Annotated in this window: 12 protein-coding genes; 9 read left to right on the top strand and 3 right to left on the bottom strand. The window is 35.0% G+C overall.

From position 1 onward, the window contains the following. Window positions 1–43 precede the first annotated feature (43 nt). Complete coding sequence (locus ACUTSE_RS01270; protein WP_445638931.1) at window positions 44–520, bottom strand: glycine-rich domain-containing protein; 477 nt, start codon at window positions 518–520, stop codon at window positions 44–46. Between the two features lie 118 nt (window positions 521–638). Between ACUTSE_RS01270 and ACUTSE_RS01275 the strand changes: the two genes are divergently transcribed. The 7 genes from ACUTSE_RS01275 (at window position 639) to ACUTSE_RS01305 (ending at window position 7673) form a co-directional block, all read left to right on the top strand. Beyond that, window positions 639–821, top strand: a complete 183-nt coding sequence (locus ACUTSE_RS01275) for an energy transducer TonB (RefSeq protein ID WP_445639044.1) — start codon at window positions 639–641, stop codon at window positions 819–821. Window positions 822–1192: 371 nt separating this feature from the next. Next, complete coding sequence (locus ACUTSE_RS01280; protein ID WP_445638932.1) at window positions 1193–2146, top strand: PstS family phosphate ABC transporter substrate-binding protein; 954 nt, start codon at window positions 1193–1195, stop codon at window positions 2144–2146. 36 nt (window positions 2147–2182) lie between these two features. Next, the gene (locus ACUTSE_RS01285; RefSeq protein ID WP_445638933.1) at window positions 2183–3865 is read left to right on the top strand and encodes a tetratricopeptide repeat protein; all 1683 of its coding nucleotides are present in this window, start codon (window positions 2183–2185) and stop codon (window positions 3863–3865) included. 102 nt (window positions 3866–3967) lie between these two features. Further along, entirely contained in the window at window positions 3968–5137 is a 1170-nt protein-coding gene (locus ACUTSE_RS01290) for a glycosyltransferase family 2 protein (protein ID WP_445638934.1), read from the top strand. 83 nt (window positions 5138–5220) lie between these two features. Beyond that, window positions 5221–6525 (top strand): dihydrolipoamide acetyltransferase family protein, encoded by a 1305-nt coding sequence (locus ACUTSE_RS01295; protein ID WP_445638935.1) that lies wholly within the window; start codon window positions 5221–5223, stop codon window positions 6523–6525. Between the two features lie 185 nt (window positions 6526–6710). Next, window positions 6711–7097: a hypothetical protein gene (locus tag ACUTSE_RS01300; RefSeq protein WP_445638936.1), complete on the top strand. Its 387-nt coding sequence runs from the start codon at window positions 6711–6713 to the stop codon at window positions 7095–7097. An 18-nt stretch (window positions 7098–7115) separates the two neighbouring features. After that, complete coding sequence (locus tag ACUTSE_RS01305; RefSeq protein WP_445638937.1) at window positions 7116–7673, top strand: hypothetical protein; 558 nt, start codon at window positions 7116–7118, stop codon at window positions 7671–7673. 32 nt (window positions 7674–7705) lie between these two features. Here ACUTSE_RS01305 and ACUTSE_RS01310 read toward each other — a convergent pair whose 3' ends face one another. Continuing rightward, window positions 7706–8212 (bottom strand): DUF1648 domain-containing protein, encoded by a 507-nt coding sequence (locus ACUTSE_RS01310; protein ID WP_445638938.1) that lies wholly within the window; start codon window positions 8210–8212, stop codon window positions 7706–7708. A 182-nt stretch (window positions 8213–8394) separates the two neighbouring features. On the opposite strand from ACUTSE_RS01310, the gene ACUTSE_RS01315 reads away from it, so the two are divergent. Further along, on the top strand, window positions 8395–9315 hold the full coding sequence (locus ACUTSE_RS01315) for a hypothetical protein (RefSeq protein ID WP_445638939.1): 921 nt from the start codon (window positions 8395–8397) through the stop codon (window positions 9313–9315). A gap of 21 nt (window positions 9316–9336) precedes the next feature. On the opposite strand, the gene ACUTSE_RS01320 is transcribed toward ACUTSE_RS01315, so the two are convergent. Further along, window positions 9337–10356, bottom strand: coding sequence for a helix-turn-helix transcriptional regulator (locus ACUTSE_RS01320; protein WP_002990132.1), 1020 nt, complete (start codon window positions 10354–10356; stop codon window positions 9337–9339). A 732-nt stretch (window positions 10357–11088) separates the two neighbouring features. Here ACUTSE_RS01320 and ACUTSE_RS01325 point away from each other — a divergent pair. Further along, window positions 11089–12183 carry a slipin family protein gene (locus ACUTSE_RS01325; RefSeq protein WP_445638940.1) on the top strand — a complete coding sequence of 365 codons (1095 nt, stop codon included), beginning with the start codon at window positions 11089–11091 and terminating at the stop codon, window positions 12181–12183. Window positions 12184–12371: the final 188 nt, after the last annotated feature.

The following is a 12371-nucleotide window of genomic DNA, read 5'->3' on the forward strand; positions in this document are numbered from 1 at the left end:
TTGATATTATCTTCGAAGGACGTAACAAGTCTTACGGAGCATATCAATTGAGATCTGAAAACCCAAAAGTAACAACTGTAGCATTGTTCTCAGGAATTGCTTTGTTCGGTTTAGCATTGGTTTCACCAATGTTAATCGATATGGCAAAGGGTACTTTTGGAAATAATAAGGTGGATAAGTTGGATAAGGTTATCGAAATGGAAAATTTAAATTTACCAGATAACACACCACCCCCTCCACCACCACCACCAGAGGATGTACCACCACCTCCACCACCTCCACCAGCAGATGAGGTAAAATCAATAAACGATACGAAAAAGTTTACTGAACCTGAAATTGCTAAAAAAGAGGAAGTGAAAGAAGAAATCGCTAAACAAGATGACTTCAAAGAAGCAGAGGTAGGTAAAAAAGACCTTAAAGGTGATAAGGATAAAGGAGAAATCAAAATCACTGAGAAAACAGGTGAAGCGGACAAAGGAACAGGTTCAGGTGGAGACGGAGATGGAAACGAAGTTTTCATTGCTGTACAAGTACCAGCTGAATATCCTGGAGGTATGCAAGCGTTTAATAAACAATTTATTCAACGTTTTAGAACTCCAGACATCGATTCAGGTGTGAAATCTATCCGTGTTATCGTTATGTTTATCGTTGAGAAAGATGGTTCTTTAACTGATATCAAAGTTGTACGTGACCCAGGTTACGGAGCTGGAAAAGAAGCAGTACGTGTGTTATCTAACATGCCGAAGTGGAAACCAGCAGTACAAAATGGAAAAACAGTTCGATCACAGTTTACATTACCTATTACAATTCAAGTTCAATAGTAATGTTTAACAATAAATTCAAACAAAAATCGCTAATACAGCGATTTTTGTTCTTTTTTGGACTATTGTTTTTTCTTCTTTATTTGTTTTGTGGGATTGCACTTATCGTTAGTAAGTCATTGCCCTTTCAAATGGAAGACAATCACCGAATCTTATTCGGTGTAGTATTAATAGTCTATGGGTTTTTTAGATTCTACCGTTTGTGGAATACTAATATGGGAAAAGATTAAAGAAGCTCCGAGGTATTCGGAGCTTTTTTTATTCCTAGTTTTTATGTTAAAAACAACTTTTATTTTTTCCTTCTTACAAAGAATATCTATCTTAGACGAAAGAAAATGAGCAAACTAAGTTTTGCTCTAAATTTGTTTTATATGATTCAAAGAAGAAGCGCTGCTAGAATTGGAATTTTAGTTGGTGTTTTAGCAACAACGAGTTTATTCTTTCAATGTAAAGATAAAAACACAACGACTGCTGATACAAATACAGAAGTAGTTTCTCAAGAAGAAACTTTATTAAGCGGCACACTAACCATGGGAGTAGACGAATCTGTTTTTCCAATCGTTGAAGATGTGGCTATTCTTTTTGAAAATGAATATAAAAGAGCCAAATTAAATCTACTGCCTAAATCGGAACGCGAGGTATTGAACTTGTTGTTCTCTGATTCTATTCGCGTGGCGGTTTTGCCGCGTTTGATGACGGAGGAAGAGGTGGAACATTATAAAGGAGTAGTGGCACCAAAGCAAACGCATTTTGCAAGTGATGCAATTGTTTTTGTAATAAGTAAAACGGCTACAGATTCTATTGTTGACTATACTGCTATCTTAAAGCAATTGGAACAAGGTCGCGTGAAAGAAGGCGATTCATTCCTTGTGTTTGATAATTACAATTCAAGCGTTTCTGCCGCATTTAGAAAAGCGACAGGATTTGATTCCTTTCCTAAAGATTATGCATATTTCTTGAATACAACAGAAGAAGTGATTGACTATGTGGTTAAGAACCCTAAAGCAATTGGGGTAATTGGCTTGAATTGGTTGACACAGCCTAATGAAGCGATTCAAAAGCATATTGATGCTGTTAAAGTATTAGCTGTAAAGAATGATGCAGATAAACAATACTACAAACCAAGTCAAAATAACATTGCGGAAGGTACGTATCCTTTAATCCGCAAACTATATGTATGGGATATGCAAGGTAAAAATGGTCTTGGTACCGGATTTGCTTCGTATATTGCTGGATATAAAGGACAGCGCATTGTATTAAAATCAGGATTATTTCCTTTTAATACGCCACCAAGAGAAATTGTAGTGACCAAGGAAATTAAATAATAAAACCACATACTTATAAAACAATAACGATATATTATGAATAAAAAGTATTCTATTTCATTGTTAGCTTTAGCTTTAAGTAGTTCTTTTGCTTTTGCTCAAAGTATTAATGAAGCAAAAACGGCTATCAATGCAGAACAATTTGATAAAGCGAAAGAGATTTTAAAAGATTTAATTGGGAAGAAACCAGCTGATGGGGTTAACTACTTCTATTTAGGAGATGTATTTTTAAAAGAAGATCAATCAGATTCAGCACGTTATTATTTTGATCAAGGACTTTTAGCTAAAACAAAAGGTTCATTAAACTATATTGGTTTAGGTCAAATTGAATTAGACAATAATCGTTCTGCTGAAGCAGTAGCTAATTTCAAAAAAGCAGAAAAAGATATCAAGAAGAAAGATTACAATGAGCAATTGTTAGTTGCAGCGGCGTATTTGAATTCTAAAATGCCAAATGCAAAAGAAGCACAGACAATTGCTGCTGATGTAGTAGCAAAGGATTATAGCAACCCAATGGGACATTTGCTTTTAGGTCGTGCGTTCTTAGAGCAAAAGAATTTAAATGATGCTTTCGCATCTTTTAGAAACGCTTATGATTTAGACAATACTTTAGTAGAGGCTAAATTGCAAATGGCGATGATTACAAAGCGCGCAAGAGCGTATGCGGATGCAATCAAAGCTTGTGAGGAAATCTTAGCTACAACGCCAGGTTATGCACCTGCATATAGAGAAATTGCTGAAATTTCATATATGTGGTCAAAAGCAAATGCACCAAGAGAGAAAGAATTAATTGCTCAAGCAGGAGAGAACTATAAAAAGTTTATCAAAGCAACAGATAATTCAATTGATTCTCAAATGAGATATGCTGATTTCTTAGTGAAGACAGAGAACTATCCTGAACTAGAAAGAGTAGCAACTCAGATGAAAGATATTAAAGGTGTAAATCCACGTATCCACAGATATTTAGGATATGCAGCTTATGAAAACAAAAACTACCAAGTAAGTGTTGATGCTTTAGATAAGTTCTTAAAAGTATACTTGAAAGAGTCAAAAAGCTTAAATGCAATTGGTAGAGATTATATGTATTTAGGTTTGTCTGAAATCGGATTGTCAAACGATGGAGAGAATAAAGAATTATACAACAAAGGATTGAACCATTTGAAAGATGCAATCAATGTTGAAATTGCAATTGCAGGTGAATTCAATCGTTTTGGTTTAGATTTATTTAGAGCTAAAAAATACCAAAATGTAATTGATATTTTGAGTATTTCTGCTGACGTTAAAGAGTCATCAGGGTATATCTACGATAACTACTATGTTGGATATTCTTACTACTTATTGGGATCAACAGATCGTCCAGATAGTGAAGACTTATTGAAAAAAGCAGATGAGTATTTAGCTAAAACAATCGAAGCTTCTCCTTTAACACAAGAAGCTTATTTCTATAGAGCTCGTGCGAATCGCTATATTGATCACGTAGATGCGTATGATAGAATGTTTGAATCATACCAAGGGTTCTTGAAAGTATTAGGAGAGAAGAATGAATTGAAAGATGCTGCAAACAAAGAACAAGTAATTGAGGCACATACTTCAATTGCTACGTATTATGCGAATAAAAACAGAAATGCGGAAGCAGTAGAAGAGTTCAAAAAAGTATTAAATTTAGATCCTACGAATAGTTTTGCTAAAAAAACAATAGAAGCAATCAATAAAGGATAAGGAATTATAATAAAGAAGTAAAAGGCTGAATATCTATAGGTATTCAGCCTTTTTTTTGTGTTATTTCTATTGTTATTTTCTTAATCCTACTATATTTGCCGGATGCAATTATCTATAATTATTTTAAACTACAATGTTCGGTACTTTTTAGAGCAATGTATTAAATCCGTGCAATCCGCGATCGAAGGGATTGAGGCGGAAATTATAGTAGTTGATAATAATTCGCAAGACGATAGTGCGGAGATGATGCAAGCCTTGTTTCCAGAGATGCTCTATTTAGCGAATAAGGAGAATCTCGGTTTTCCCAAAGGCAATAATATTGGAGTAAAACATGCAAAGGGAAAATACATTTGTATACTCAATCCCGATACAGTTATAGCAGAAGATACCTTTCATCAATTGATTGCTCTTTTTGAGCGAAAAGAAAAGTTGGGTATTGTGGGGTGTCGATTGATTGATGGACGTGGAAAATTTCTACCTGAATCCAAAAGAGGAATTCCAACCTATTGGCGTTCTTTGATGAAGATTACAGGATTTTATAAACTATTTCCTTCTCGATCTTTTGCAAATGGCTATTATGCCTCTCATTTACCTCAACATCAAAATGGAACGGTAGAGATATTAGTTGGCGCGTTTATGTTTATGACTCGTGCTTTATACGAAGAATTAGGCGGTTTTGACGAACGATTTTTTATGTATGTAGAAGATACCGATTTATCCTATTCTAGCTTAAAATTGGGGTATGAAAACTATTATTTGGCGGATACGGCAGTTATTCACTACAAAGGAGAAAGCACCAATAAAGATATTGAATACGTCAAGCGATTTCATCACGGAACACAGATTTTTTATGAAAAGCACTTTCGAAAATCCTATGTTTTTGAAGTAATGATGCGCATGGTTACCTTGACATTTTTGTTTGCCAAACAAAAAAAGAAAAGTCCCGTATTAGATGTTGTTGCAGCAACTTGGGTAATCAGCCAAAGTAAAACGTTGAAACAGCAAATTGAAACAGCGTTACAAAAGACTATTTACCAATTCGAAGACCTGGATCAACTGCAAGAAAAAGTGAATCAAATAGGTGAAAGGAATGGAGATTTAATAGAAATTATCTTTGATGGGGATTATTTAACTAATAAAGAGATCATTACCTTTATGCGTGAAAATTATAGATCAGAAATAATTTATAAAATTAAACCTGTAAATTCTTTGTTTTTGATTGGTAGTAATGATAGTAATAGTAAAGGATCCGTGATAATTTTAGAAGAATGATAATTTTATCTTTACGTGGAAAAAGTCCGAAATATTATTAAATTTGTAATCTGAATTAAGAAACACAACCTTAGGTTATAAATATGGCAAAGTTCGAATTGAAATTACCCAAAATGGGAGAAAGTGTTGCGGAAGCAACCATTACAAACTGGTTGAAGAATGTAGGGGATCGCATTGAGGCTGATGAGACAGTATTAGAAATCGCAACGGATAAAGTTGACAGTGAAGTTCCATCAGAAGTAGAGGGAACTTTGGTTGAAATATTATTTCAAGTAGACGATGTTGTTCAAGTAGGACAAACTATCGCTATCATTGAAACTGAAGGAGGAGAAGTTGCTTCAACTCCAGCTGCTACATCAACTCCAACAGTGGCAGCCGTAGAACAAACAGTAAATGTAGCACAAGAAGCTGCTGCACCAGTAGATTTTTCATCTTCTGAGAAATTCTTTTCACCTTTAGTTAAAAATATCGCAAAAGAAGAGGGAATCTCTTTAAGTGAGTTGGAAGCTATCCAAGGAACAGGAAAAGAAGGAAGAGTAACGAAAAATGATATTTTAGCTTATGTTGAACAAAGAGGTTCTCAACCACAAGCAGCAGCTCCAGTAGCTAAAGCAGAGGTTGCTAAACCTACAGCTGCACCAGCGGCTGCAGCTAAAGCAGTACCTGTTTCTGTAAATGGAGGAGACGAAATTGTTGAAATGGATCGTATGCGTAAACTGATTTCAGGTTACATGGTACAATCGGTTCAGACTTCTGCTCACGTACAATCATTTATCGAAGTAGACGTTACGAATATCGTAAAATGGAGAGATAAAGTAAAAGGAGCTTTCGAAAAGAGAGAAGGTGAAAAATTAACGTTCACACCAATCTTCATGGAAGCTGTTGCTAAAGCATTAAAAGATTTCCCAGGAATGAATATTTCTGTTGATGGTGATTTCATCATCAAGAAAAAGAATATCAACTTAGGAATGGCTGCTGCATTACCAAACGGAAACTTAATTGTACCTGTAATCAAAAATGCAGATCAATTGAATTTAGTAGGTATGGCTAAAGCAGTTAATGACTTAGGAAACCGTGCAAAAGCTGGAAAATTAAAACCAGACGATACACAAGGAGGTACATATACAGTTACAAACGTGGGTACTTTTGGTAGTGTATTCGGTACGCCAATCATCAATCAACCACAAGTAGGTATTTTAGCTTTAGGAGCTATTCGCAAAGTACCAGCGGTTATTGAAACACCAGAAGGTGACTTCATCGGTATCCGTCAAAAAATGTTCTTATCACACAGTTATGATCACCGTGTAGTAGATGGAGCATTAGGAGGTTCTTTCGTTAAGCGTGTAGCTGACATTTTAGAAGCTTGGGATATCAATAGAGAAATATAATCTATCCTATATAGAGCAAAAAGGCTTGTCTTTCGACAAGCCTTTTTTTATGGAATAAACCTTGTGGCGCAGAAATATGAGATGAGAAATATCTTTCGAAGTGATGTATTGCTTAACAAATGTTAAAATTAGTTTTTTTAAGATTGTAATATTCTTTATTTTTGATTTTAATTGATATAAAATAAGTGAATTTGGATAAGATAAAGTCAATCAGTAAGACAGGCTTCTGGTTTGTTTTTTTGCCCTTGTTGTTGGGGAGTTTGATTTATGTTATGGCTAGAGATTCATCGATTTATTTTTTACAGTTCCTTCCTGTTAAGTGGAATAAAATTGAATTGCCCTATTGGGTGCAGTATCATCTACCGGATGGTTTATGGGCTTTTGCCTTTTCTTCGCTTGTAGCGATTGTATGGGAAGATGTTCGATCAACGGGATATTATGTTTGGCTGGGGGTGTTGGTGGTTGTATCGATTGGTCTAGAGGTTTTTTATGGCACATTCGATTGGTATGACCTTGTGTTTATTTTGGTCGGAATAGGTGGAGCTTATTGGATTTTTAAAAGAAAGAAATAGAAATTAATATCTAGATATATGAAAAAGAATTTATTTTCGGCTCTTGCAGTCGCTTTTATGTTGGTAATTGCCCTTGCTTCTGGAGGCGATAAATCGGATAAAGCTGATACCACTACGGATCAAATAATGGAAGATGGTACTACAGTTAAATCAAAATGGAAGTATTCAGAGGAGGTTGATAAAATGGAAGGTACCACAACCTATTTTGCAGAATTAACCTCTACAAATAAGATTAATTTTCAGTTCCCATATAAGGGCGGATCAAGACTAGCAATAAATTTACGCAATAAAGGGGCAGGAAATGAAGTTTTTCTTTATTTAGATAAAGGACAAATCATGCCAAGTCTTATGGGAGAAAAGACAATGAAGTTTAAGTTTGATGATGAGAATACAGTTAATTACGCGTATACGACTGCTTCAGGTGCAGCAAATAATTATGTGTTCATTGACAAGAAAAATGAAGTGATAAAGAAACTTTTAAAGGCGAAAAAAGCAATGATTGAGATTGAAGCTTATAATGAAGGCCTAGTTGTATTTGAATATGATACAGAAGGTTTAGTTTGGGATAAAAAATAAAGTAAAAAGGCTTGTCGAAAGACAAGCCTTTTTTATTTAGATGTAATTTGTTTCTTTTTGGTGGGGAGTAAAAAAAGTAAAGGCAAGAGCGAAACTAGTAAGATAATCACTGTAAAATAGGAACCTAACCCTTCACTAGTCCCCAAAGCAGTTTGAATGGTTTGGTATTGGAGATAAAAGAAAATTAGAATAGTAGCTAGGTTTAAAAAACGCATCATTTTAGTCGCTTTGCTGTAGTGTTCTAGAGCATTCTCTTCCGTTATTGTTGTTGGATAGTTGTAGAGATGGGGTTTGTCCTTGAAGACCAACAATAAGACGTAAATGAAGACCGCTATCCCTGTAAATAAAAATATAGAGGATTTAGCTCCAAAGGCATCTGGTTGCCCTGATGCATTAAAATGCGTAGGAATCGTTTCAGGCAATTGATTGTAGTAGTAAAATGTAGTGCCCAAAAGAGTGAGTAAGAGTAGGAAACTAATTCCGTCAATACAACGATCTAGTGGAGTGGGGTGAATTTTTAAAATAGGTTTTTTGGTCATAATGGTGAATATATTTTAATTTTATTAAATTCAAATATAATATAATTAATATATGTTTTAATAAAATTTAAAAAAATGGCAGTATAAGTAAGATGTTATATTTCTTATATGAGGTGTTATTTTGATTTATCTCAGAATGTGGTATCTTGGAATCGTATTTTTTGTTTTTAATTTGAAATCCCATGAAAAAGCATTTGTTTTTGATTCTTGTGATTATGTTATGGGGAAGTTGTGCTTCGTTGTGGGCTTTTCCTATTTATCCACGCACAATAAGTGATGTGTACAAAGAAGCTGATTATGTGGTTTATGGAAAAGTAGTCGGATTTATCGCTGATAGTCCTCCAACTTCAAAAGAAGGTGTCCCACCACCTCCTAGTATGCACGATGGGTTTGCGGTAATTGTTATACACGAAGAATTAAAAGGAGAGATTAAAGAAACTCAAATCTGTATTGCAGATCAACGTTCTTTTATGTGTCCTGAACCTTTTCATTTTGAAGAAGGACAAGAAATACTTTTGTTTTTAAATAAAGATCGGAAAGCAAATTTTTATTGGACGTTTGCCATGTCTTATGGTGGTAAAGAAGTAACTGCGGAGGAGTATTCGTTGTACAAAAAGAAATTACTGGATTTACAAGCTATTTTAGATCAATCAAATCAAGAAATACAAGAACAACAGTATATTGATTGGGTTGTGAATTGCATCAAAGAACCATTAACTCGTTGGGATGGAGTTTTTGATTTGCTCAATGAAAAGGAAGGCGCAAATAAAGAACTTGTGGCTAACCCTTATGTATTAACTCAAAAGCAAAAAGAGGCACTATGCCTGGATCTTTATCAACAACAAGAATTGCGTGTTATGGATTTTAAGTTGATTCCTCATATTAGAGGAACTCAGGATTCAGTACTACTTCAGTTTTTGTTGAACAAAATGAAAAAATTGCCAAATACAGCGGATACAGATGACTTGTTTCTGGATGCAGCCAGCGTTATAGCAGATTTATCTTCTAGAGCCGATTTGAAAAAGCTAAGCAATCAGATTGAAGAAGAAAAACTTTCAAAGAAAGGACGGGCATTGATTCGTCAATTCAGGCAAATCATGTAGATGCCATAGTAGCTTAGTCAGTTATTCCTCTTTCAAATACTGTTGATGCATTTTCTCTACGCGTTTAGCAATCTGTCGTTGTAAATGACGAGGAGAGAGTACGATTATCGCTTCACCAAAACCTAAGATTTCACGTTCTAATTCAAAATTCAACACCACATCCAAACGAATCTTGATTCCTTTTTCATTTTCCTCTAGCAGTTGTTGTGAACTGTGTAGCGGTTTTGTTTTGACATAAGGCGCATGGTATTGATTTACCCATAGAATAACTTTCTGTGCTCGGTCTTGCTCTGTTTTTGTTACACCTAAGGTATCTTCGAAATATCGATCAAAATTAACGCCTTGGTATTCTTTGTAAGGTTCGTTGGCAAGCGCATATACATTGGTAATTCGATCCAGGGCCAAAGTAAGTAAATGCTTTCCTTTGCTGCTACGTGTGATCAAGAACCAACGATTGCGGTATTCTTTCAGTAAATAAGGGTAGTAGAAATTCTTAGACGCTTCTTTTGATTTAAAAGATTTGTATTCAATCAGCAACGTTTGTTTATTCTTTATGGCTTCATATAAAGGGCTAATAAATTTAATTCCCTTCAATAAAGGATTGCCTTCCATCTGAATGTAATTCGGAGCTTGTGTACTACGTGTGAGTAAACTATTGTCTAGTTTTGCAATCACTTCGCTCATTTCATCTACCTGACTAAATCCGTTCAAATGCTTTAATATAGCTACAACTTCTTTGAGCTTTTCCATATCAGCATCGTTAATCGGAGAGTTTTTGATGCTGTATTGTGGGTCTTCATAGGTGTAATATTTGCGGTCCACAACCACAATAGGAGCGTTATATCCCAAGCTATCGCTACGCATGGTTTGTATGTCCATTTGTATGGTACGTTTGCTGATTCCTGTATCAATTCCTTCGTATTCATATAATCCATCAGCAACTTTTTCAATTAAGTCATCTAACGTCCACTTTCTGAATCGATTTTGCAAACATTCATCAAGAATGCGGTAGCGCAATAATGCAAGTTTGTTTGTTGCCATGTAATTTTCTAGTTGGATTATACTTCAAATATAATGTTTTTCTCTTTAACTACGCAGTATATATGCGTAGTAATAAAAAGTACAAAATATTTTTGTTTTTAAATTATTGGTATTTAGTGTTTTATAAAAATATTGAAAAATATTTTAAACTGCGCAGTTTGTTTGCGTAGTTGGGTATGCATCTTTGTACTGTTCGAAAGATACAAACCTTGGAAGCGTTTCAGTATAGCGCGGAAGTAAGGGACAATCGTTTACCTTATCCTGTTTGGTCAAGTAGAATATTGAGGTTCGACTCCTCACTTCCTTTAGATGGATGACTAGTGGTTTAGTATGTATTTGTGTCGTAGGTTCGAATCCTACTATTGCAGTAGCAATATAGCTTAGCTGGTTAGAGCAAGATACCAATTGCCTTAAAAGCAATCTTTAGGTGAAGAAGGAGAACTTCAATAAAAAATCTCCTCTATAAAAAGTTCAGTCAAATAGTGTTTCAGTTTTTAGGTTGGAAGTCTCCGGACAACCCACATAAAAACACCCGATCAACGCTTGTAAAAACAAGTCACGGTGCGAAAGAAGAATCAGGGATGATATAGACAGAATCACTTGCTTGCTGAGTGATCCTAGGTTATACACAAATGATTCAACTTCAAAGCGTACTTCTTTTTCCGCCTAGTGAAGGGAAACCTATTTAGACTGTTCTTATTCAAAATGATTTAAAAAATAAAAAATATAGTTATGAAAAAGTTACAAGTAAAAACAAATCACGTTGCTCTAGTTTTTAACCAAGGAGAGTTGCAAAAAGTATATACCACAGGTCAGTATTGGTTGTGGGGAAATAAAGAAGTAGTAGAGTACAATAAAGCAGAACTATTTCCTATGCGTAGGGATATGGATGCTTTGTTGAAAAATGAAGAGTTATCGGCGATGTTGGAAGTAATCGATGTATTGGATAACGAAATTGTCTTGGTGTATAAAAACCAAGTGTTTCATACCGCATTAAGTGCAGGGCGTTACATCTACTGGAAAGAAGCACAAATGTATGCTTTCGAACGCTTTACAACTACAGAGTTGGAAGTTCCTGCAGCTATTTCGCGTACGATTAGAGGGAAAGGCAACTTGCCTAATTTCTTGAGAATGTATGCGGTTGGGGCAAATGAAAAAGGATTGTTGTTTATCGATGAGCAATTTCAAGGCATCTTGGATGCGGGAGATTATTGTTTTTGGAGAAATGAAATCAAAGTACAGATCATTTTTGTTGATGTACGTCAACAAACGATGGATATGAATGGACAAGAAATTTTGACTAAAGACAAAGTGCAGTTGCGTATCAACTTTAACATCGTGTACCAAGTACGTGATTTACTACTAGCGTATGTAGAAAATAAAGAAGTAGAAAAACAAATGTACAATGCGATTCAATTGATCTTAAGAGAAAAGGTTGGGCGTATGTCTTTTGATGAGTTGATGGAAAACAAAGAAAATGTTTCTCAAGCAATATTGGAAGGGGTACAGAAAGAAGTTGCTGCTTTGGGAATTGCTCTAAAAACCTGCGGAATCAAAGATATTATCCTACCAGGAGATATTCGAGAAATCATGAATCAGGTATTGATCGCCGAGAAAAAAGCACAAGCGAACATGATTACCAGAAGAGAAGAAACAGCAGCTACCCGTAGCTTGTTGAATACAGCTAAATTGATGGAAGAAAATGATATGTTGATGCGATTGAAAGAAATGGAATACATCGAGAAAATTGCAGATAAGGTTGGTGAAATTAGCTTGTCTGGTGGTGGTAATGTATTGAAACAATTGAAAGAAATGTTTGGAAGGTAGTTGATGGTTAAGGGTTAAGGGTTAAGGGGCAACATAACCTATTACTCATAACATAATCAATCGCCACTCCTAACAAAAAATAATAAAAATCAAGGTCAAGTGGGTTTTACTTCTTACACTTTTTGGATAGTCTTTAAACCCACGATTACCTGATTTAAAAACGAATAAGGTTTGCCTTTTCCTATGAA

The organism is Myroides sp. TSA_177.3, assembly GCF_052691955.1.